Annotated in this window: 17 protein-coding genes and 4 pseudogenes; 8 read left to right on the plus strand and 13 right to left on the minus strand. The window is 69.5% G+C overall.

From position 1 onward, the window contains the following. Window positions 1-40: 40 nt before the first annotated feature. Complete coding sequence (locus ACMXN5_RS31270; RefSeq protein ID WP_439678264.1) at window positions 41-859, plus strand: hypothetical protein; 819 nt, start codon at window positions 41-43, stop codon at window positions 857-859. Window positions 860-1,107: 248 nt separating this feature from the next. On the opposite strand, the gene ACMXN5_RS31275 is transcribed toward ACMXN5_RS31270, so the two are convergent. Beyond that, on the minus strand, window positions 1,108-1,308 hold the full coding sequence (locus tag ACMXN5_RS31275; protein WP_439678265.1) for a hypothetical protein: 201 nt from the start codon (window positions 1,306-1,308) through the stop codon (window positions 1,108-1,110). Window positions 1,309-1,664: 356 nt separating this feature from the next. After that, the gene (locus ACMXN5_RS31280; RefSeq protein ID WP_439678266.1) at window positions 1,665-3,044 is read right to left on the minus strand and encodes a replicative DNA helicase; all 1,380 of its coding nucleotides are present in this window, start codon (window positions 3,042-3,044) and stop codon (window positions 1,665-1,667) included. Between the two features lie 666 nt (window positions 3,045-3,710). Here ACMXN5_RS31280 and ACMXN5_RS31285 point away from each other — a divergent pair. After that, the gene (locus tag ACMXN5_RS31285) at window positions 3,711-4,145 is read left to right on the plus strand and encodes a hypothetical protein (protein WP_439678267.1); all 435 of its coding nucleotides are present in this window, start codon (window positions 3,711-3,713) and stop codon (window positions 4,143-4,145) included. 140 nt (window positions 4,146-4,285) lie between these two features. After that, window positions 4,286-4,831 carry a phosphotransferase family protein gene (locus ACMXN5_RS31290; RefSeq protein WP_439681315.1) on the plus strand — a complete coding sequence of 182 codons (546 nt, stop codon included), beginning with the start codon at window positions 4,286-4,288 and terminating at the stop codon, window positions 4,829-4,831. A 77-nt stretch (window positions 4,832-4,908) separates the two neighbouring features. Here the strand turns inward: ACMXN5_RS31290 and ACMXN5_RS31295 are convergent, their stop codons facing one another. The 3 genes from ACMXN5_RS31295 to ACMXN5_RS31305 form a co-directional block, all read right to left on the minus strand. Beyond that, window positions 4,909-5,286, minus strand: a complete 378-nt coding sequence (locus ACMXN5_RS31295) for a hypothetical protein (protein ID WP_439678268.1) — start codon at window positions 5,284-5,286, stop codon at window positions 4,909-4,911. 680 nt (window positions 5,287-5,966) lie between these two features. Further along, entirely contained in the window at window positions 5,967-6,713 is a 747-nt protein-coding gene (locus ACMXN5_RS31300) for a ricin-type beta-trefoil lectin domain protein (protein ID WP_439678269.1), read from the minus strand. Next, window positions 6,691-7,551, minus strand: a complete 861-nt coding sequence (locus ACMXN5_RS31305) for a matrixin family metalloprotease (protein ID WP_439678270.1) — start codon at window positions 7,549-7,551, stop codon at window positions 6,691-6,693. Before ACMXN5_RS31305 ends, ACMXN5_RS31300 begins: the two co-directional genes overlap by 23 nt. A gap of 1,458 nt (window positions 7,552-9,009) precedes the next feature. Between ACMXN5_RS31305 and ACMXN5_RS31310 the strand changes: the two genes are divergently transcribed. Further along, on the plus strand, window positions 9,010-9,147 hold the full coding sequence (locus tag ACMXN5_RS31310) for a hypothetical protein (protein WP_439678271.1): 138 nt from the start codon (window positions 9,010-9,012) through the stop codon (window positions 9,145-9,147). A gap of 300 nt (window positions 9,148-9,447) precedes the next feature. On the opposite strand, the gene ACMXN5_RS31315 is transcribed toward ACMXN5_RS31310, so the two are convergent. The 3 genes and pseudogenes from ACMXN5_RS31315 to ACMXN5_RS31325 all read right to left on the minus strand — a co-directional run bounded on the left by ACMXN5_RS31315 (window position 9,448) and on the right by ACMXN5_RS31325 (window position 11,348). Next, window positions 9,448-9,990 carry a hypothetical protein gene (locus tag ACMXN5_RS31315; protein WP_439678272.1) on the minus strand — a complete coding sequence of 181 codons (543 nt, stop codon included), beginning with the start codon at window positions 9,988-9,990 and terminating at the stop codon, window positions 9,448-9,450. 393 nt (window positions 9,991-10,383) lie between these two features. Continuing rightward, a pseudogene (locus ACMXN5_RS31320) lies at window positions 10,384-10,937 on the minus strand (DUF2716 domain-containing protein). A gap of 15 nt (window positions 10,938-10,952) precedes the next feature. Then, window positions 10,953-11,348 (minus strand): hypothetical protein, encoded by a 396-nt coding sequence (locus tag ACMXN5_RS31325; RefSeq protein ID WP_439678273.1) that lies wholly within the window; start codon window positions 11,346-11,348, stop codon window positions 10,953-10,955. A gap of 766 nt (window positions 11,349-12,114) precedes the next feature. On the opposite strand from ACMXN5_RS31325, the gene ACMXN5_RS31330 reads away from it, so the two are divergent. Further along, window positions 12,115-13,295, plus strand: a protein-coding gene (locus ACMXN5_RS31330; protein ID WP_439678274.1) for an IS3 family transposase whose coding sequence is annotated in 2 segments (ribosomal slippage) — window positions 12,115-12,379 and window positions 12,379-13,295 — 1,182 coding nt in all. Because the reading frame shifts where the segments join, the coding sequence is not laid out codon by codon here. Between the two features lie 637 nt (window positions 13,296-13,932). Here ACMXN5_RS31330 and ACMXN5_RS31335 read toward each other — a convergent pair. The 4 genes and pseudogenes from ACMXN5_RS31335 to istA all read right to left on the minus strand — a co-directional run. Then, window positions 13,933-14,469 (minus strand): annotated as a pseudogene (locus ACMXN5_RS31335) (transposase); the annotation flags it as partial. Window positions 14,470-14,725: 256 nt separating this feature from the next. Next, entirely contained in the window at window positions 14,726-15,352 is a 627-nt protein-coding gene (locus ACMXN5_RS31340) for a helix-turn-helix domain-containing protein (RefSeq protein WP_439678275.1), read from the minus strand. A 34-nt stretch (window positions 15,353-15,386) separates the two neighbouring features. After that, on the minus strand, window positions 15,387-16,187 hold the full coding sequence (gene istB, locus ACMXN5_RS31345) for an IS21-like element helper ATPase IstB (protein ID WP_439678276.1): 801 nt from the start codon (window positions 16,185-16,187) through the stop codon (window positions 15,387-15,389). Continuing rightward, window positions 16,184-17,811 (minus strand): annotated as a pseudogene (gene istA / locus ACMXN5_RS31350) (IS21 family transposase). Before istA ends, istB begins: the two are co-directional and overlap by 4 nt. 464 nt (window positions 17,812-18,275) lie before the next feature. Here istA and ACMXN5_RS31355 point away from each other — a divergent pair. Together ACMXN5_RS31355 and ACMXN5_RS31360 are read left to right on the plus strand one after the other, a co-directional pair. Next, complete coding sequence (locus tag ACMXN5_RS31355; RefSeq protein WP_439678277.1) at window positions 18,276-18,509, plus strand: hypothetical protein; 234 nt, start codon at window positions 18,276-18,278, stop codon at window positions 18,507-18,509. A gap of 77 nt (window positions 18,510-18,586) precedes the next feature. After that, complete coding sequence (locus ACMXN5_RS31360) at window positions 18,587-18,928, plus strand: hypothetical protein (RefSeq protein ID WP_439678278.1); 342 nt, start codon at window positions 18,587-18,589, stop codon at window positions 18,926-18,928. Window positions 18,929-19,389: 461 nt separating this feature from the next. On the opposite strand, the pseudogene ACMXN5_RS31365 reads toward ACMXN5_RS31360, so the two are convergent. After that, window positions 19,390-19,703, minus strand: a pseudogene (locus ACMXN5_RS31365) (helix-turn-helix domain-containing protein); the annotation flags it as partial. Window positions 19,704-20,694: 991 nt separating this feature from the next. Here ACMXN5_RS31365 and ACMXN5_RS31370 point away from each other — a divergent pair. Then, the gene (locus ACMXN5_RS31370; RefSeq protein ID WP_439678279.1) at window positions 20,695-22,059 is read left to right on the plus strand and encodes an ABC transporter substrate-binding protein; all 1,365 of its coding nucleotides are present in this window, start codon (window positions 20,695-20,697) and stop codon (window positions 22,057-22,059) included. Window positions 22,060-22,063 lie beyond the last annotated feature (4 nt).

A 22,063-nucleotide genomic window follows, 5' to 3' on the forward strand; every position in this document is an offset into this window, starting at 1 on the left:
ACGGTGTGCAGCCGATCGTCCGGGGGATGGGTGGGGTGTCGTGGCGGGGTTGCGTGTGACGGTGTGTCTGCCCGCGAAGGCAGGAGGCGGTGACCTCGCGGCGGCGATCGGCGCGGCGATGGCTCCGTTCGAGGAGGACCACACCTCGGACGAGGCGCGCGACATCTGGGACTCGTGGACCGTTCGCGGCGGCAGCGACGGCTGCGGCTACTTCGTCGCCCCCGGCCATGCCGACGACCCGCGTCTGATCCACGACACGCCGCGGTCCGACGGAGAGGAACTGCCGAGTCTGCCGGGCATGTCGGCCGGAGGCCCCCGGGAGACGCTCGACTTCACGCAGCCGCGCACCAGGGCGAGGGCGGCCCTCGGCGCCGGGTGGGAGCTGTGGCGTCGGATCCGCGCGGACGGGCGGCCCGTTCGGCCGCTGTCCCGGTTCGAGACCCGGTACGAACCGGAGCACGCGGTGTGTCCCGGCCCGGAGGCGCATTGGGATTACGCCGCCCAACCGGAGGTCAGGGAGTTCCACGACCGCTGGAGCCGGATGAAGGACATCCCCGGGATGCTCAACTTCGGGTACTCCACCATCAGGGATCTGGATGCCTGGTTCGCGGGCGACCGCGAGGAATTCGTCCAACGCGAGGCCCCCAGGGCGCTCCGGCACTTCGGGGACCTCCTCACCCTCGACGGCTGGTGGATCGAGACGGGAAGACGAAACGACCCCGGCGTCCACGGCCCCTGTACCGAACCGGTGCCATGCAAGCACGCACCGCACGACCCCCTGTGCCTGACCGACCCGGTCACCTACCTGGAAACACTCCCCGACGACACACTCCTCGTCACACTCAAGTGCCACGTCTGAACCGACCCAACACACGATCGCCATCACCCCCGACCGCCGCCGCCCCCGCGAGGCTGGCGCAGAACGAGAGCAACCACCCACAGATTTTCCCAATGGAACCGACCATCCGTCCCGGATCCCGCAAAACCGCAGGTCACAGGCCGGAAAGAGTCGAACAAGACAGCAAAACCACAGGTCACTCAGTCACGATCCCAAGTCCCAGATTCTGCATTCCCACTGGTCAACACCTGGGCGATCGACAAGATCTTTCAAAGCAGCCGGGACGGAGCAGCCGAGAGTGTGGTGTGCACGGCCCGGTACGCGATCACCTTCCTGGCCACCAACTCGTCCCGCACCACCGCGGGGATGCACACCCGGTGCTCGGTTCGGGCGATCGCGCGGATCACGTCGTACCGATCGCTGTCGATGTCCGCGTAGAGGATGTTCGAATCAAAGAAGATGACCGCCACGCGGGCACCCTACGGCCATGAGACGCCGCGATCGCGCGGTTTCCCCGAGACGGCATGATCCGATGCCCCGCGGCCCAGGAAGGAGTTGGGCGGGCCTGCGTTCTTCGCCTCGACGAGTCCGAATCCTCCAGATCCGGAACAGCGGCGGTTCATACGGCGACTCGACACGGCCGGGTTCGGGGTCGGTGAGGCACGCGGAGCCGCGAACATCAACGTCCATCATGGTTCGCCGGGCCCACGTATATCGTCGGCAGCCCGTTGGCGACGCCAGCCGATGTGGCTCGCGAAACGACGAGTTCTCGCGATCCGCCGGATATCAGCCAAGATCCACGAGGCCCCGCCACGAATCGCGAACCCTACACATGCGTCTTGGGGTCGGGGGCGAGGTCGATGAAGCGCGCCAGGTGTCCCTGGAAGGCGACGGTGAGGCGGCCGATGGGGCCGTTGCGATGTTTGGCCACGATGAGGTCGGCCTCACCCGCACGCGGGGATCGCGGATCGTGCACGTCGTCGCGGTTGATCAGCACGACCAGGTCCGCGTCCTCCTCGAAAGCCCCGCAATCCCGGATGTCGCTCGGCTTGGGTTCCCGGCCCGGCCGGGTCTCGGGATCGCGGTTGAGCTGGGCGGTGACGACCACGGGGATGCCCAGTTCTCGGGCGACGCGTTTGAGGGAGCGGCTGATCTCCTCGAGTTCGCCGTACCGGTTGTCGTGCGAGCGGGTGGGGGCGAGTTCGTGGACGGTGTCGACGATCAGCAGGTCCACACCGCCGCAGGAGCGCATCCCGTGGCATTGGGAGCGGATCGCGTCCACGTCGGGTCGGGCCGTCGTGTCGATGGTCAGCGGGGCCTTGGCGACCCGGGGCATGACTTCGGTGAGGGCCTGCCAGTCGTCGTCGGTCGGTCGCCGGTAGGTGAGGTGGTGCAGGGGGATGCGGCCCTCTGCGGACATCACGCGCCGCTGGATGTCCAGACGGCTCATCTGCGGGGAGAAGAGCAGTACGGGGCGGCCCTCGGCAACGGCGCAGGAGCGCGCGAGGTTGATCGCCAGGGTGCTCTTGCCGTGGGCCGGCCGCGAGGCGATCACGACGAGTTGTCCCGGGCGCAGACCGCCGGTGAGGCGGTCGAGGTCGACCAGGCCGGTGGGGACACCCGTGCGGCTGGCCGGGCCGAGGTCGAGGTCGTCGATCAGTTCGTCGATCGAATCGCCGATTTCGGAGGTTCCGGAGGCGTTCGGTGTGGACAGGGCCCTGCGGAGGGCGGCCTCGGATCCGGCGGTCGCGTCAACGAGTTCGATGCCGTCGTCCCCGCCCAGTTCGGCGATGTACAGGCCGGCGCAGACCAGGGCGCGGCGCCGCGCGCGGTCGACGACGATGCGGGCATGACGTTCGCCGTCCGCCGGCACGGTCGCGGCGGCGGTGAGCGTGCTCAGGTAGCCGGCTGACACCCGATCCAGGTCGCCCGTGCCGGCGAGTTCGGCCTCCACGCACGCGGCGTCGACGTCGACGCCGCGTGCGTACAGGTCCAGGATCGCCCCGTAGACGAGGCTGTGGGCGGGACGGTAGAAGTCGTCGGGATGGACGAGTTCCACACAATCGGCGATCGCGGCGCCGGAAAGCATCATCGCGCCCAGCAGGCGCTGCTCGGCGCGGAGGTCCGCCGGAGCACCCGGCGCCGGTGCGTCGACGGCGGCTCCGCCGCCACCGACCTTCGGGTGGCCCGTGGGCGGTGTCGTCATCGAGACTCCTCGGGGGGACGCCGTTCTCCTGATCCGGCGCAATGGACACGGCGGTACCCGTGGCCAGGCGTCCGGCGCGTGGTGTCGTCCGGGAGAACGACCGGAAGGTGCGGGCCGCGAGGGTTGCGGCGGCACCGAGCATGACGCAGTTCCCATCCCGCCGCAGGAGAATCGGCCGGGTACACCCGGACGTGTCGAAGGCCGGTCCGGGTGTCGCCGCAACGGGCAGCGCGGCCCGACTCCCGGTGGCCCGCACGTCACCGCGGCCGAGGTCGTGAGGGTTCGGCGCGCGAACTCCACGCTCGACTCGGTCGGCGTGGACGAGCACACCACTGTGCCGGCGACTGTCGGGCTGGTGCGCCACGCGCTGGCTCGGAACGCGCCGCCAGTCGGCGGCGCGACGACGGGACCCGCGGACACCACCGCGGCGCAGTCGCCCAGCCCGCTCGACAGGACCGACCGTGGCCCCGACGTCGTCCTCGCGCCGGGCCGGCCCGGACCGGTCGCCCCGCGTCGGCGGTGTACACCCGCGACTGGCGCAGGCGACCGGACTCGCCCTTCCCGGTGAAAACCTCGCGATCCGCGAGGCCACGCCGACCGTGCGTCGCGCGCCGGAAACCGGAACCGCCCAGGTGAGGGCCCCGGGGGCACCGATACGCTGGGGCGATGACCGGGTTCGACGACACCGACCGACGGCAACTCGCCCTGGTGTTACACGAGTACGCCGAGCACGTCCTGGACGAGTCGGCCCTGCTGCGGGTGCGGACGAAGTACGGGGACGTGTACCTCGAGATGTTCCGTACGTTCCCCCCGGGCACCACCGACGGCGTCTTCCACTCGATCGACCCTCTGCTGCCGCCGCTCGGCGCGCGGGAGAACCGCTTCACCCCCGCCCACGAGATCCGACTCGCCGTCCTGCTCCACGCGTACGCCGAACACGAACTCGACCAGTGGACCGCGCTGGAGACCCGCACCACCCGCGGACCGGTCTACATCGGGATCACCAACTCGACTCCCCCCGGCGGGACCCACGACGACGCCCGATCGCTCGATCACGTCCTCCGCACGCCGGACACCGACACCGGACAAGACGCCCGCTGAACCCGGTCGACTCCGAGCGGTTCCTATCCGCGGGGCCTTCTGCGGAAGGCTCTGCGATCGGCGTCGCGCGGGAACGGCCGCAGCTCGTCCACACCCGTTCGGCCTTGTGGGCGCCGTTCGCGTGACGGTGCCTAGCAGTCCTGGAGCGGGCTCCTCGCGCACGATCCGCAGAAAACCATGGGTCGCGGAGCCCTCGATCCGATAGCCGGTCTGCAGACGGGACAACCAGGGGTAGAGCTCCCGCGCGGTCTGTGCGATCGCCCGGGGCGCGGGCGCGCCGGGGTGATCCCGGCGGAGAGCGGTGGGCGCGGTGTGCTCCCGCCGGTCTCGGCGAGGCGCTGGCGGGGTCGACGTTGTGCCACACGGACTTCAACCCCGAGAACGTCCTCGTGGAGCCCGACAGGGCGGTGCTCGTGGACTGGGGGTGGGCCGTGCGGGGGCCGGCCTGGTTGGACCCGGCGCTTGTGGTCGTGCGCCTGATCACCACGGGCGGACAGTCGCCCGCCGCCGCGCAGGCGTGGGCGACGCGACTGCCCGGCTGGCGCGGCGTGCCCGATCGGGTGCTCACCGACTTCGCCGAAGCCGACGCCCGCTACTGGGCCGGCATCACGAGACGCAGACCGGCGCCCTGGTCCCGCGCGTTGGCGGAGGCCGCCCGCGCGTGGGCCGCGTACCGCGCGCTCTAACGGCTCGGCGATCCCGATCACGCACGCCCGACCTGCCTCTCCGAGCGATGGTGGAGACCGTGCCCGGCCTGCGGAGCTCACGACGTGCGGGCCCTGTCGACGTGGGCCGGGCGCAGGTGGGATCGGGGACCGGCGTCGGTCAGCCCAGGTGAACGGCCCCGACGCGTTCCCGGCTCCCACGCGATGCGTTTCGCGGTGCCCCGGCCCTTCACGGACTCCGCGCCGGTGACGACGGTGGTGCCGCCGAGAAGCCTCGCATCCGGGCTGTCCGGGGCGGTGGCGGCGAGCGGCGTGCCGGCCCAGTGGAGACTCGTCCCGATCTGCGGGTCGGCCGCGTCCAGCCGCAGGTCGACGTCTACGTGGGAGATGGGGGTGAGCCCGTCCCTGCCGAACGCGTCGCCCAGCGCGGCCACGACGACGTCGCGGTGTCGCGCCGGGAACTCTCCTGTGTACACGGGTGGTCGCGTGATCCGGAGCCGGTGCACGGTCTTCCAGGCGGGGTGGTTCGTGTCGGGGACCTCCAGGCGAAGCCCGTCGCCGTCGAAGTTGGCGCGCCAGCAAGTCGGCCGCCGGGGTGGCACCGACCCGGTCGGGCACGGCCGCGAGCGATTCGCCCACCGACAACTCGAGGCAGCGTCGTGCAGGGACACACGCTCCGAACCCCTGATTTCGATCTCCCAGTCCTCGACGACCCCAAAGATGGGGTTTGCATGGGGACGCCGCAAAGCGCGGCCTTTTCGGAACCCGCACAACTGCGGGGTTCGCGAGCTGCTCCTCGAACTCCGCACGGTCCTGCGGGCCCGGCCGCTCACGGGACTTCGCGATCGTCCCCGGCCCTGCCGTCCCGCGTCATCACGCCTCCCGATCCGTCGGTTGCTCCCGGTCCGCCCGCCCCGCACACCCCACGTCCGGTCGGAGTGGCCGCGGTACGCGTGGTCCGGGCGGTCTCACGAGCGACTGCAGGACACGAAGCGGGTCCGCTCGCGCGCGGTCGTCCCCGTGGCTCGATGCGCCGCGGCGTTGCCGCGCGCGTGTTCGGTCCGCACCGTGCGGGCCCTCCGGGATGGGCACGGCGCGGCCGACGCCGCCGGACGAGGTTCCGCCCGGCGGCGTCGGCCGCGGGTTCGCGGTGCGGTCAGGCGCTCAGGATGCCGGCGGGGGTTCGCCAGGTCACGTTGGGCGTTTGGGTGCAGTCCCAGACGCCGAGAGGGGTGCCGCTCGCCGGGTTGCCGGCGGGATCGTCGATGCAGCGGTAGGCACCGGCGGCGGTGCGGGTGTACAGGTGTCCGTCGCCGCCGTTCCTCCACTGTTGCTGGGGATTGCCGTTGCAGTCCCAGATGACGAGCTTCGTGCCGTTCTGCTGGTCTGCGGCGTCGAGGCACTTGTTGTTGGCCTGAATCGTGCCGACGGCGAAGGTCCACTGCTGGGCGCTGCTGCCGTTGCAGTCATACAGTTGCACGGTCGCGCCGTTGCTGCTGCTGTTGCCGCTGATGTCCATGCACTTGCCGGACGGGGGGTGGACGACCGGTCCGGTCCGAGGCGGGTCCCAGCGCTGGTTCGCGTCACCGGTGCAGTACCAGAGCTGCAACTGGGTGCTGTCCTGGGCGCTGAGGCCGGGAGTGTCGACGCAGACGTGGGACGTGGTGTTGAACAACGTCCCGTCGGAGTTGAACCTCCACCACTCGTTGGCCCCGCCGTTGCAGTCCCAGATCAGCAGCTTGGCGCCCTCGTCGATTCCGCCACCGTCGGTGGCGAGGCACTTGCCCTTCGCCTGAAGGTATTTGGTGCTTTCGTCGTACGTCCACTTCTGGGCGTCGCCGTTGTTGCAGGTGTACAACTGCACCTTCGTGCCGTTCCCGTCATTGTTCCCCGCGACGTCCATGCACTTTCCGCCCCACCCCCTGATCTCCCCGGTCGCGACGCCGCGCCCGGGATCGGTGAGCATCGCCGGCGCCCGATCCGGCGCGACCGGCGTCTGGGCGCGCGCCGGCGCGAGCGTGAGCGGGGTGCCCCCCCTGCCGGTAGATGTCCTTGACCATGTTCGCCTCGCCGGCGGTGGGCGTCAGGGGCTTCCCCCACTCGCAGTTCGCGGGACGGTCCTGTGGGTTCGTGGCGCCGTGGATCATGACTTCGCATTCCAGGGGCGCTTTCGAGTGGTCGAGCCCGAGAGCGTGGCCGATCTCGTGTGTGAAGACGTATGTCGCCGCCTCCTGACTCCGAGTGCTCATTTCGTCCCAGTTGAAGAAGATGTTCTGGTTCGCCCCGGCCGGACAGCCGCCGCGGCAGCGCACAGCGTCATTGATGCCCAAGGTCACCGTGTTCGGCGTGGGGTTGGGATTCTTGCTGCGTATCACGTCGGTCGACACCATCTCCATCCTGATGGCGGCGGCCTTGTCGGCGTCCGGGTTCTCGCCGTTCAGGTCCCGTTGCGTCCCGCCGATCTCGAACAACTGCGTGTTGCCCACCAGGGCGTTGCTCCACGCGTCGAGCGCGGCCCTGAGCGCCCGATCCCACTTCTTGCCGCGACGTATGATGTCGTCCCGGTAGACGGTGATCAGTTTCGTACCCTGGGCGAGCTTGTCGGGGTCCAGTGGCGCGTGCATGGCCGCGTAGTACTTGTCCGCCACCGCGGTGTCCATGAAGGGGTTGGGCAGGGCCGTGGCCGGTGGCGCGAACACCATGGGCCCCACCATCAGGGCCAAGGCGCCGACGATTGCCACGAGGACTCGTTCCAACTTCCTGTGCATCTTCCCTCCGAAGTAGGACCTGTCGTGCTTGGGCCGGCAGCCCGTTCCGGCGTACCGCGAGCGCGTATCCCTTCCGTCGGGTCCGAGCGGCTGCGTGAGCGGCGCACCGCGTGTACCCCTCACCGGCGCCGCGCCGGCCGCGGGCGCACCGCATCGACCGCGGGTATGTGGTCGGGGCCACCGCCGTCCGGTTCGATGCCGGTGGTCGGCGGGTCCGGAACCGGCGGCGGCGCCCCCGCGACCATCGGCGTCCGTCACGCCACGCCCTGTGCTCGAGCGGGCACCGGTGAACCGAACACCACGCACAGCCGGCGGCGACAGGCTCGCGCCCACCCACGGCGAGACGACCCGAGCGAACCGGAAGACGGTCACCGAAGGCACCGGACGAACCGCGAACGCGGATCCGACCATCCGCCGCTCACGGCCTCCGTGCCGTTCGGAGCCCGCCGCCGGGCCCGAGCACACGAACCGGGCCCCCACACCCGCCCCCGACACACGCTGCCGGATCGTCCCCAGCCCGACGCGGGCCGTGATTCGCCATGCCGCATCCCCTCCCCGACCCGTGGGCCCCGCATCGCGGGTCTCCCTCCCACCGGTCCGCCATCGACGACGGCCCCTGCACCGTAGACGGATCCGAAACACCGTCACCAGAACAGTTCAGGACATCCCACACAACCCCGGAATCGCGCATTCCACAGGACTTGGACCGGTCGACCCGAAGTCCCATCCGGCCGCGCCCACGCCCGTGTCGACGGCACGACGCCACAACGACGCAGGTGCGGACCGACGCTCCGCACGCCGATGGCTGCCGACGCAACGGGCCGGGACCTGCTCAAGCAGGCTCGCAAACGCCTGCGCCGGCAACTCGCCGCCCCGACCGGGCCGGACAACGGGAGGACCTCGTGAGCATCGACACCCACGGGCTCGACGACGACACCCTCGACGCCCTGTTGGCACGCGCCGACGCCGAACTCCTGACGTACGCGCGTGCATGGAGAACCGCGGGAACGCCTCCCGGATCAAGAAGCCGGTCGACGCGTACCTCACACGTCTGGAGGACCTGGAGAGGCGATTCGACGCCGAGGCCGACATCGGGCGGGCCGTACGAGAGTGCGCGGACGAACTCGACCCGCTGTGGACTCTCGCCCCTCGCGTGGACGTTCCCCACGGCGAGGCGGACCTTCGCGACGTCCTCGCGTGGTCGCGGGAGCTGTTCGAGGACCCGACGAAGCCGGCCCACAGTCGGGGAACACCCGTCGGGGGCGGTCGGCAGCACAGGGCCTGCGGCGGACAGATACCGGCAGGTGGGCTCGGGGGCCGGGGCGTGTCAGCCCAGGTGGACGGTCCGAGACGGACGGCGTCGACCAGGCGGTGGAGGGGGCCGATCAGGTCGCCGGAGAGTGCAATCCGGTGGTGGGTTCGAGCGCGTCGGTGACCCTCGAGGACGGGCCGGGCTCCACGGAGGCGGGCAACCTGGTACCCGTTGCCGTTGATGTCCACCGCCACGATCGTGCGCAGCTCGATCCGGTCGTCGCGCTCGTGGAACAGCCGCTCTCCGGCGGCCCGTGACTCCTCCATCGCCTCGTCGAGCGCCGCGTCCGATACCGACCACGCCTCGAACATGAACGCGAGGCCGGCGAAGCCGTCCGGCCCGTCGGCGGGGCCGGCGTGGCACACCGCGCGGGCGACCGGAATCGTCGGGCTCAGCGCGCGGTCCGGGGATCCCCGGGACGGGGATGTCCGGGCCCATGGCGTACCGCACCCGAGGATCGCGGCGGGCCGTCGCCCGCGCGCCGGGCTCCCGCCCCCGGGACGGCCCGGGAACGGGAACACCCCCGGCGACGGGAACGGCGCGGCCGCATCCTGCGGTCAGGCCGCGTGCTCGAGGGACGACACCGGACGCGCCGCCGCGGTCGCCGGCCGGCCGGCGGCCACCATGCGGCTCCGCACGAAGATCGTGGCCACCCGCGTGACGACCTCGGTGAGCGCCATCAGCACGAACGCCGCGACCCACGCCTGTCCGGTGGTGATGTCGTGGGCGAGGCTGAGGCGCGCGACGTGGTCGGCACCGCCGTGGTCGACCCAGACCTGGAAGCCCATCCGCGCGCCCATGCCCAGCACCCACAACACCGCCGAGACCGCACCGGCCTTGATCAGCAGATGCCCGCCCGCGGAACGAATCCGGGTGAAGACGCCGCCGGCGACGCCGAGCACCGCGCCGATCGCCGTCAACGCACCGATCAACACCAGGTCGTTGCCGGCGGTGGGGATCGAGTGGAGGTACTTGTACCCCACGAAGGCCACGATGCCCAGCGGGATGAGGAACGTCTTGCCGTCCAGCCGGCCTTCCCGCAGCTGCCGGAAGACGACGAGGACGAGGACGATGTCGGTGATCCAGTCGGCGTTTGTCATGTCCTCAGACTGTCGCCGCCGCGTTTTCCGCACCTGGACCCACGGGTGGAACAACAGGTGGAGACGGGGGTGGAGCCCCACGACCACCCCCGCCCCGGCAACCGCTCGGGGCGGCCCGAGACCACCGAACGCATCGCGGCGGCCACGACCATCCCCGCTCCGGGGACTCCCTCCGGGGAACGGCGGGCGCCGTCCGACCGGGTGTCGGCGCCCGGGACGGAGACCACCGCCCGCGTCCGCGCCGAGGACTTCACCGGGTGCCGCGACACCGGTCCCGGCACACCGCCAACGCGACCCTCGCGCCGGATCCGGGGCCGGTGCCCGCGCCCGCCATCGACGGCATCGGCCGACGCGCCACGGGCCGGGCGGCCGAACGAACGGCACGAGCACGCGTCACCGCCGCGGGGCGGGTCGATCGACGGGTACCCCGTCCCGGCGCAGGGGTCGTCCCAGGATGTGGTGCATGTCCTGTTCGATCGCGTCCAGGAGTTCCGCGCCGAACACGCGGAAGGTGTGTTCCCAGGGGTGTCCGAAGGTGCCGAATCGCAGGTCCTGCGCAGGAAGACGTGGTAGTCGCCGTCGGGGTAGGGGCCGATCGGCCGGCCCTCGCGCGAGCGTCCTTCGAGCACGCGCGGCAGGAACATGTCGGTCTCCGGGAAGTCCGGGCGGAGCCGGTGGCAGGTGTGTTGCCAGTCCAGGAGCCACAGCGACTCCCCCGGCGCGCAGCGGTCGGCGAGCCCGTCCTGGACGAGGTCGACCAGACGGTCGAGGTTGCGGTCGCCGGGGTCGTCGCGCAAGGCGTCCAGGCTCCACGTGATCGACGGCGAGGGCTCCGCGATCCCGGGAAACTCGCACACGCTGGGTCTGAAGGCGAAGCGGGCATCGAAACGGTCCCAGACATCGGAGTATTCGGGGCCGGACAGCAGGCGCAGGCGTTCGACCGTCACCCGGCGAACCTATCGTCACGCGCTGTTGCGGACGCTTGCCCGTGCCTCTCCGTGACGCATGCCCGCCGGCCAGCGGGCGTCGACGGCCTCGGCCGCTTCCCGACAGGCCACGCAGGCCGACTCCCACCGATGGGGCCACGGATACGCGGACGCCGACAGATCCATCCGGGTGATTCCGCACAGTGTCGCCCGGAACGCGCCGTAGGCGTGCACGGGCCGGTCGGCGAGACCGTCCGCAACCGCCCGCTCCCACCGCATGCGCACCGGCAGGTACGGAGGCCGACACACCTCGAAGTACTCACCACCCACGTAGGTGAACGCGAAACACCACGGGCAACACCACACCTCCTCCCCGGAACCGGACCCCGCCCGCTCCGACACCATCGGCGTCCCGCACACGTCACAGACCACCGCGCGAGCATGACATCCGGCACCGACCCCGCGTCCGCACAGCCGATCCACCGCACCACACGACACATGCAACCGCCGATGAGCGCTCACGTCCGGGATGCGGTCTTCCGCTCGAGGCGCTCGTAGGGGTTCGGCCGCCGTGAGGCCAAGGGGGGTCGCAGTAGGCCTCCCACTCGCGCAACCCGTCGTCGAGCACCCGGGCGTCGTCGATGACGACACCATCGAGCAGGCGGTGGAACTCCTCGGCGTCGATGCCGTGGCAGCGCTCGACCCTGCCCTCGAGGCGCGGGGGCGGGGATTGACGTGGGTGTGGACGATGCCTGTGTCGAAGGGGCCGGTGAAAGACGGACCGGAACCGGGCACCGTTGTCGATCCGGATGGCTTCGACCCGAACGACGGGCACCGCAGTGCCCACCGGCTCGACACCGAGCGCGCCGGGGCGGAGGATCGCCCCGATCGGCTCCGTGTCAACGCCGGTGGTCTGCAGTGGAGTTGTCGTCGGTCACGGCCTCGACAGTGGACACCGGGCGGGGCCGGGCACCACGTGCCGGGGCGGGGCGTGCCGCGTCGTGGCGTACCGAGGGGATGTGCGCGGCGGGGTGGGTTGCGAGTGTGCAACGGCCGCCGATGCGGGCGCGGTTGCGGGCCACGATGGGGGCATGTCTTCGCGTCCCGATACGCGGCCGATGGGTGGTTGGGGTGCCTCGAAGGTTTCGGACAGAGATCCAATAAGGTTGACCTGTAAGGAACCGAGGAAAGCAGCAAGATGGCACGCCCCAACCCGTACACGCCCGAGTTCCGCGAGGAAGCGGTTCAACTGGCATTGAAGTCCGCGCCCCGGGCGATCGCACAGACCGCGCGGGAGCTCGATGTCCACCCGGAAACGCTCCGCGCCTGGGTTCGAGAACATCAGCGCAAGCACGAAAAAGCCGAAGGGCCGCTTGCCGTTGACGAACGCGCCAGGTTGAAGGAACTCGAACGCCGCAATCGCGAGCTCGAGATGGAAAACTCGTTCCTGAAGAAAGCCGCAGCGTACTTCGCGAAGGATCCCCGGTAGGCAGCAAGTACGAGTTCATCGAGACGATGCGACTCGATACTGTGGAGTACGCATATCCCGTCGCATTCATGTGCGACCGCCTCGGTGTGTCCAAATCCGGCTACTACGACTGGCGGCGCCGCCCGGAATCCGCAACCGCCGGGCGGCGCGAGGAATTGAAACGGCTGGTCACGAAGGCATTCGAGATGTCCGACGGCACGTACGGATATCGTCGCATCCGCGCGCAGATGTTGCGCTGGGGCGTGGCGGCCGGCCCGGAGTTGGTGTGGCGGATCATGCGCGACCTGGGCCTGGTGCCCTGCCAGCCCCGCCCGAAGCGCTTGTCCCTCACCCGCGCCACGTCCGCGCCTGTGCCGGACCTGGTCGGCCGCGACCTCACCGCCGCCGCTCCCGGGGAAAAGCTCGTCGGGGATATTACGTACATTGCGACGGCCGAGGGTTGGCTTTATCTCGCGACTGCGATCGACTGCTGCACGAAAGAGGTCGTCGGCTACGCGATGGACGACCATTACCAGAGGCCGCTGATATCACGGGCGATTCGCAACGCGGCACGCAATCGCCCCCTTGCCGAGGATGCCATATTTCACTCCGATCGCGGAAGCAACTACATGTCGGCAGAGTACGCGCAGGTGCTCGGCGGACTCGGCCTGCGTCGCTCCGTCGGTCGTACGGGGATCTGCTTCGATAACGCAATGGCCGAGTCTTTCTTCGCATCCTTGAAGAACGAGTGCGTCTCCCGCACGAAGTACTCGACTCGCGAGGAAGCTCGACGAGATATCACTCGGTATATAGAATTCTGGTACAATCGCAAACGACTCCACTCGGCGGTGGGATATCGCCCTCCTAGCGAGGTGCATGCCGAGTTCGAAGAGTTGCGACTCGCCGCGTGAATCGACAGTCATGACCCTGTCCGAGAAACGCGAGGCCCCTCACATCGTGACCGCTGTGCTGTGCACGACCCTGAACGGGCGCCCCGTCGCCGTGACCGCGGCCTCACACGCTGACCGCTCCGACAGCACCCTGAGAACCTGGGACCTGACCACCCGGCGACCCATCGACTGCATCCCCCTCCCAGGCTGGTGCAGCACGCTCGCAGTTGGGGACCAGGGGCAACTGGTTGTTGGCCTCGGTGCCGACGTCGCGCTCTTCGTACGCACCTCAAGCGCGCCCTCACCAAGTTTGCATCGCCGTCTCGCAATGTAATCACGCTCCGAGAAAACACTCCGTTGTCGAGGAGCCGCCAACTGTCGTAGGCCGTCTCGCGTCCCTGCCCCGAGCACAGGGCTTCACCCGCCCTCCGCATTTCGGAGGTGCCTCCGTGGGACTCCTGTTGAGTGGTTCTCGCTCGATCGGGACGAGGATGGTTGGCCGCTGGCACTCGCACGATCACTCATCACACCAACATGGCGAACCCGAATCCCCGTTCACTGACAAGAGCATGCGCTTCCCTCCCCGAGGTTGCCCTCGCTCCGACAAGTGGGTCTCAGCAACATCATTCGACGTGAACCTCGCTGCGGCTGCTCCCTCGAGCACCCGGCGCACCTGGACGGCGGTGACCTCGGCGACATCGTCCTCGAGGCCCAGCCGCACGGTGTCCAACAGCCGGCACCAGGAGGTGCGGCCCGTTTCGAGAGCGGCAACGAAGGAGTACGGCCGGCCCGGGATCATCAGGTGCTGATCCGTACTGCGGCCATAGGTGTGGCAGAACAGCCGGTCCGCGCTGCACTCGGCTTCCGGCCGCGGCCAGTTGCTCACGTCCACGGCCGGGACGAGGCGGTCGTCGGCGGCCTTCGGCTGGGGTAGCGCGGCCGGCGTCCGCCACAGCCGTCCGGCATCGAGGCGGCCGCGGTTGAGAGCGCCGTCCAGCGCGCCGTGCCCACGCCGGTGCTCGGCCACCAGCGTCAGCTTCACCGGCGACGTCACCGGCCCGTCCGCGCACAGCAACGCGTCCGCGAGCGCGTACAGTTCGTCACGCCGCGCGGTCGGGCATCCGTAGAAGTCCTCCCGGAAGTGAGACGCTTCAGCGAACGGCTCTCGCTGGACATTGCGGTACAGCAGGCTCATCCCCCACGGCCTTCGTCGAGTTCAGGTGTGGCTGTGACGTTGTTGTGCGGCTCCACCGCGTCGGCTTGCGCCGGCCCCGGCAGGTGAAGCTTCTGGGAGTTGCGGACGCCTTGAAGTGGCCCCGGATGTTGGCTTGTTCCGGGACCACCGTTGAACCGCGAAGGATCGTGGGGAGGCGTGATCGTGCCGCATCAGGCGACGTTCACCCTGTGTGACGCGCCGTTCGGTTAGGTGTCGTGACGCCGCTGCGTGTCAACTACTGCGTACTGCCGTCGTCGAGTCCGGCAATGACCCTGACGTCCGCTTCGGACAGGCCCAGAACGCGGGCGATCTCCTGGGCGAGAATCGGCTCCGGGTTGTGCCTTCCGCTGCGAAGCATGTGGATGGTGGACATCGATCGTGCGGTCTGCCTTGCCATGGCCTTGACCGGAATCCCGCGCAGCTCCATCAATCCGGTGAGCACCCTTGCGAAGGGATGCGGCTCCAGCTGCCCGGCAGGCGCAAGGGCAGGACCGAGGACCACGTCGCCGACCTTGGCTTGAAATCGGATCAGTTGGTCACCTGCAAACCCGACCTTCGCGACGAATGGCAAGCTGGCGCCACTGACGGAACCGACCGTGCCTGGGACCGACACCTCAGTGAATCTTGACGGGTGACCGTGGTGGTCACTCTCGATTTCCAGGGGAATTCCCGGCTCGACGTGGCTGACCTTCCAGTCGCTGTTCCACCAGGGAAGCTCCTGCAGAACCTCGTTGAAGAAGGGAGGAAGAACGGTGAGGTCCACCGGGTCGGGAGGGTTCTTCTGACCTCCCCAGATGACGCCAGGCCAGTACTTCAGTGCCGCGATCACGTCCACCGTCAGCGTGCGGTTGGCAAGCTCCATGGCCGCACCCTCCCACCCGACGTAATGGCGCCGTTCACTCGGGTTGTCGCGGAGGCTCGCCGTTGCTGCGTGCCTTGGAGCGGGCCAAGCGGTAGGACTCGGTGCCGGTCTCGATCAGGGTGGCGTTGAAGGTGAGCCGATCCACGATCGCCGCGCAGAGCCGCGGGTCGGTGAAGGTGCGGCTCCAGCCTGTGAAGGCTTCGTTGGAGGCGACGGCGATACTGTTCTTCTCCTCGCGTTCGGTGAGAACCTGGAAGAGCATCTCCGCGCCGCGGCGGTCGAGTTCGAGGTAGCCGAGCTCGTCGATTTCGAGGAGGTCGACGCGGCCGTAGCGGGCGATGGTCTTGCCCAGCTGCTTGTCGTCGGCGGCCTCGACCAGTTCGTTCACCAGGGCCGCGGCGGTGGTGTAGCGGACGCGGTAGCCGGCCATCGCGGCGGCGGTGCCGAGCCCGATGAGCAGGTGGGACTTGCCGGTGCCGGAGTTCCCGATCAGGCAGAGCGGGTAGCCCTTGGCGATCCAATCGCAGGTCGCCAGGTTGTGGATCACGACCGGGTCGACGTTCGGGTTGGCCTTGTAGTCGAACTCGCGCAGCGACTTGTCGCGGGGGAAGTGGGCGGCCCGGATCCGGCGTTCGGCGCGTCGGCGGTCCCGGTCCTCGCATTCGGCCATGAGCAGTTCGGCGAGGAACCCCGCGTAGGACAGGCCCTCGCGCTCGGCCCGGGCGATCGTGTCGGCGGCCTGGGCGCGCATGGTCGGCAGGCGCAGCACCCGGCAGGCGGTGTCGATCGCGGCGTCGGACGCCTGCGCGGTGAGCGAGTGGTGGACGGCGGTCATGGCGAGTCCTTCCGGCGGAGTTTGAGGAGTTCGTCCCACTGCTCCAGCCGGGGCAGGGGGCGCTGGTCGACCGGCAGGTCGCGCGCCAGCCGACGCGGCGTCAGTGGCGTGACCTGCGGCAAGACCGGTTCCGGCGGGCGCGGCGCGGGGCGGTCCGCGGACACGGTCGGAGCGCGTCCGGCCTGCTGGGCGGCCTTGCGCGCCTCCAGGGCGACCACGTCGGTGTTGACGGTGCCGGCCGCCAGCGCCGCGCGAAGCCCGGCCACGACGTCGGCGTGCTGCTGGTGCCGGTGCAGGAGCAGCACCTTGATCAGGGCCTTGGTCCCGTCGGTGTCCCCGAGGGTCTTCTTCGCGGCGGCCCAGAACGCTTCGTGGGCGGCGGTGAACGTTCCCTCGGCGCGGGCCTGGTGCAGGGCTTCGGAGCGTTCCAGTGCGCCGGGCTTGGCAGCGCTTCCAGGTAGTGGTCGAGCACCAGGTGCTCGGCGCCGCGTTCGGTCAGGCGCTTGTGCCGGGCGATCTGCCGGCGGCCGTCGTAGGCGGTCACCTCGTCGCAGGTCAATGTGACGGTGACCTTGCGGTCGATGAACCGGACCGGGACCGAGTAGCGGCTCATCCGAACCGTCACCATGCCGTAGCGGTCGACCCTCGGGGTCAGGGTGATCGCGGTCGCGAACGGGTCGTCCGGCAGCGGGAGTAGGTGGCTGGCCTCGCGGGCGAAGTCCTGGCCGATGGTCCGCATCCGCGCGCCGATCCTGCGCGCGTCCTCCCTGGCTTCGAACCGGGTGATCTGCTCGTTGAGTTCGTCCAGGCTGTCGACGCGCGGGACCGGGGTGAGGTAGTTGCGGCGGAAGTAGCCGACCTGGCCCTCGACGCCGCCCTTCTCGTGCGCGCCGCGCAGTCCCGGCTCGCAGTAGAACGGGGCGAACCCGTAGTACTCCCTAAAGTTCGTCCACTTCGGGTTCTCCTCCCGCGAGCGGCTGTGGAAGACCACGCGCTTCACCGCCGGGGTCAGGTTGTCGTAACGCACCTGACCCGCCGGGACGCCTCCCAGCGTGGTCAGCGCGTGCACATGCCCTTCGAGGAACGCCTGCTGGCCGCAAGAACGCGACACGCGGTGGACCGCCTTGCCGGAGAACGCCAGCCGGAACGCGAACAGGTAGCAGCGCGTCCGCTCGCCCGCGAGATCCACCCAGTCCTCGCCGAAATCGACCTCCGCGTCCGCGCCGAGCGCGTTGTGCCGGGTGACGAACGCCTCGACCGGAGCCCCGACCGCCGCGGCGATCTCCTTGCGCCTGGCCGCGACGAAGTCCCGCACCGTCGGATACGGGACGGCCGCGCCGAACTCCTCCTCGATCCGCGCGACGATCCGCCGCACGGTGTGGCGCTGCTTGCGCGGAGCATCCAGGTCAGCGCGCAGCCAACCATCCACGGTCTGCTTGTAGGGCTCCATCCGCGGCGATGTGCGTACCGGCCGGCGACGAGGCCGGGGCACCGGTGAGGACAGCGCTTCGCGGACCAACCGACGGTGTACGCCGTACTTCCTCGACAACGCCCTGACCGACAGTTGCTGCTGCCAGCTGTCCCGACGGATCCGGTCGAACAGCTGTTGCTTGGACAGCGACATCCGCAACACCGCCCCTGCCGGACACCACAACCACCGTCTCACCGCAAGGCTCCCGGTGGGGCCACTTCACCCCGTCACCACCCCCGAACGCTCCCGAGCGCCCCACCAACTGGGGCCGCAGCAAGCCGACATGGTGGAGCCGCTAAACAACGTCACAGCCATTCAGGTGGGTCGTTGGTCGGAGCACATGGTCAGACGAAGGCCTTGCCCATGTCCGGCGAACTCCCGGATGAGTGAACTCGTTCGAGAAGCGCGCGTGATCGTGACACCATGGGCCGCGTGACGACGAACCGAAAGGTCCATGCCGCGTAGACGGCCGACGGACGTCCGGACCAGCTTCTCCCCCACACCGGACACAGACTTCGAGACCCGCGATCGACGGTGTCTCCTCGCGTGCACTCTCCGAGGCAGCCCGCCTCGAACGCTCCCGGAACTACCTGCAACCAGGGGATGTCACCGTAGCTATGCGCCTGTGGCGGGACCACGTTCGCCGCTCCAAGCGGCAGCAGTGGCACGACTACGAGCGGGGCAACGTGCACTGGTACTGCTGCGGCAACCCCTTCGAGGCGCGCGCCCTCCTCGACACGGTGATGAACGCGATGTCACCTCGGGGCGCCCGCGAACTCCGGAAGATCATCAACAGGCTTGACGCCGCCTACAGCATCCCCCTGTCGCCGCATGACAACGAAGGAGGGTAAAGCACAAGCTGAGTTTGAGTTTTAACCGGGCGCTCTTGAGGGGCGCGGACGCTGACGGTGTAGGTGAGAATCGTGGGATGCAGGCCACCAGCGCGCTCGCGAGCGGCGACGAGATACGCGCCTACCTGAGGGGCCAGGTGAACCTGGCCCTTCGCCGTCCTGGTATGTACGGGGACGAGGTGGCGCTGCGGCTTTTGGTGGACCACCTGTTGTTCACGGAGGGCCGGCCCGATGCCTGGACCACACAGCAGCGCCAGTGGGAGGAGCGCGGGGCCTGGACCTCGCAGGGAATCGCCGGAGCTTTCGGCGACCTCCTGCCGAGGGACTGCCGTTCGTACTCCGTGGCCTCGGTCTACGCCGAGTTCGCGCACCGTCGTGGCTGGCTCAATCCCGACCGTGTCCTCACCGCGGACGAGTAGGGCGTGCTGCGCGGCACGGTGCGCCGTTGGGCGTCCCGGGATCGTGTGTGGGCAGACGTCGTCGCCGAGTTCGGCATCCCGTCCGTACTGTTCGGCGGGACCAACCCGCTGTACGGCAAGGCACTCGGCTACGTGAGCGCAGACTCCGGGGCACCACCGGTGGTCTTCCATCTGTGGAACGGCAGCGCCGCAGGGGCCGCGTCGTCGTGGCCGCCCGAGCACACGGAACCCCTCCTTCTCGCGGTGCGCTGTGACGACGCCCCCTTTCGAGAGTCCTTCTCCTTCACCCCCGCCGGTCGGCAACTACCCCCACAGACCACCGAACGGGTCCCCTGGCCGCCGTCGAGTTTCGCGACACCGGTGAAAGACACCGTTTTACTACCGGCGTTCCCGAATCTTCGCGCAACCCTCTCAGCACAACGGCCGACAGCGTCGACCAGCAGTGACGGTGGGCACCAGGGGGTACCGTCAACGATCAGCACGGTGGCGTTCGCGAACCGCTTGCGGAGCCGGAGAGCGAGCATCGGCCCGAGGCGATCGATGATCCGGTCCGCCGTCGACTTGGAAACCCCGAACAGTGGACCCAGGTTCATGCGCCAGTAGGCCGCGGCCAGTAGGGCCCGGTCCTCCAGCGGCAGACCCCACGGTCGGCCCCTGCGGATCGCATCCGCACCCTTGCGCCGCAGAATCGTCACCAGCTTCCCGAACTGCCGCGAGCTCAGCCCGGTGAACGGGCTATCCAGGACGGCTCCGAAGCCGTGATCACACCAGGCACAGCGAGATCGTCTCATCTTTGATCATCCTGCGGGCCCGGCCAGTCCCTGGTGGGACATATTTCGTTAGTCCGGACGGATCTGCTGTGTCCGCCGGTGTGTCTCCGCGCGACAGGCGCGACTCCGCTACGACGTCGATGCCGGACAAGCGCATGACGATCCCCTCGCTCCCGATGATTCGGACCGCCGGGAACGACTCGTCACCCGAATGGGTCCCGGCTTGATCTCCAGCCACCGTCGTCCTCGGCGGGCCCCGGGCGCGCCCGTGGAAACCCGGGTGGACCCCCCGGTACCCCCGGCCCCGGCCCTGCCGGCGCCCCGGTCGCCCCGCCGTGCCCGGGCCCGCCCCGGCGCGCCGACCGCACGGGGACCACGACACGCCGTTCGCCCTGCCCGGCATCGCTCCGCCGCGGGCTCGGCGGCATCTCGTCGTGTGCTCGGGGCGGCCGATGACGCGGCGACCGCGTCGGCGGTCGTACCGTTCAGCGCCTCGGCAACCCGGCCGGACCCCGTATCCACACGCGTCGGCTACCGCTCTCGGCCCGGCCCCGGCGGCCTGTCCCGCCTCTTGCTCGGTAGTCACCGCTCGTGCTCACGGAGACGGAACCGACCACCCCGATGGTCTGGAAACCACCCTTCCGAACACGCTTGCTAGCATCGCGCACGTCGCAGCACGCAGGACGCTCCCCGGCCCACCCGCCTTGTTCTCGCCAGTACGACAGCTCTTCACATCATCCGGCTCCCGCGGCGCGGGCGGCGTGTTCCGCGTGGAAGAAAACCCATGAGACGAGTCAACCGGCTTTGGTCGGCGGGCGTTTCGGCCGCCGCTCTGATCATGCTGGTTCCCGCGTGTACGACCGGGAACTCCGGCTCGTCGGGCGGCGGAGGCGGGAGCGGCAACGCGTCGGAGGGCGGCGAGAGCGTCGTACGCACGACGTTCACCTCCGACCCGAAAAGCTTCGACCCGCCAAGGGCGACAACAACAACGACTACATGTCCGCGCGCGTCCTGTACGACACGCTCGTGCGCCGTGACGACGGCGGCAAGCTGATCCCGGGCATCGCCGAGTCGTGGAAGGCCACGGCCACCACGGTCGATCTCAAGATCAGGTCGGGCGTCACCTGCTCGGACGGCAGCCCGCTCACCGCGACCGACGTCGCGGCGTCGCTCACCTACTTCGCCGCCCCGGAGACCAAGGCCCCCGCCGCCAAGCAGGTGTTCGGCACCGGCACGATGACCGCGACCGGCGACAACGCCGCAAGCACCGTGCGCATCGAGCTCGACCACTCCTGGGCCGACATGATGTTCGGCCTGGCGATGCCGCAGACCGGCATCGTGTGCGCCGCGGGAATCAAGGACCCGGCGGCGCTGGCCGCCGGCAAGACTCCCGGCACCGGACCGTTCACCCTCCAGAGCAGCCGGCGCGGCGCCGGCTACACCTTCTCCCGCCGCACCGACTACACCTGGGGCCCGGTCTTCGCGAAGATGCCGGAGGGCAGGCCTCCCAGCACGCTGACCGCATCCGTCGTCACGAACGAGAGCACGCAGGCCAACCAGCTGCAGACCGGCGCGCTCGACCACGTCGCGCTCACCGGCCCCGACATGGACCGCTTCGGCAGCGACTGGACGAGCAGCACTCTCCCCGGCCCGAACCAGTTCGTGGTCTTCAACGAGCGCCCCGGGCACCCCGGCGCCGACCAGCGGATCCGGCAGGCCATCGCCGCGATGATCGACCGCACCGCGTACAACAACGCCTCCACCCGCGGCAAGGGCGAGCTGCTCACCAGCATCACCGACAAGAGCAGCCTGTGCGTCCTGCGCCAGGAGTACGCCGGGGCCGGCATGGACAAGGCCACCGCCAGGCAGATCCTGGCCGGCAAGAAGATCCGCGTCCTCGGCGTCAACGTCCTGTCCGGCGGCGCGGGCACCGAGTACCTCCAGGCGGTCCTGAAGGAGGCGGGCGCGGACGTCGAACTGCGCAATGTCGGCTTCGCCACCTGGTCGACCGAGTTCATCGGCAACACCGGCCAGTGGGACCTCGGCGTGATGGTCAACATCAACCTGTCGGCGACGCTGACCACACCCGGCAGCTTCATGCACGGTGAGGACCCGCCGAAGGGCCGCAACATCGGCGGTACCCAAAATCCCGAGTACTCGCGGAACTTCCTCGACGCGCTCGGCACCACCGACATGGCCGAACACTGCGCCAAGTGGGAGGCGGCGCAGAACGCGCTGATCACCCGTTTCGACACGGTCCCGCTGTCGACCGTGCCGGAGAGGAGCATCTACGGCAAGCGCATCTCCGCAGTCACCCCCGGTGGCTACTCCGACCCGACCCTCCTGTGGATCAAGGGCTGACCGA

Origin of the sequence: Embleya australiensis, assembly GCF_051903075.1 — a bacterium.
In the GTDB taxonomy this organism is placed as follows: Bacteria; Actinomycetota; Actinomycetes; order Streptomycetales; family Streptomycetaceae; genus Embleya.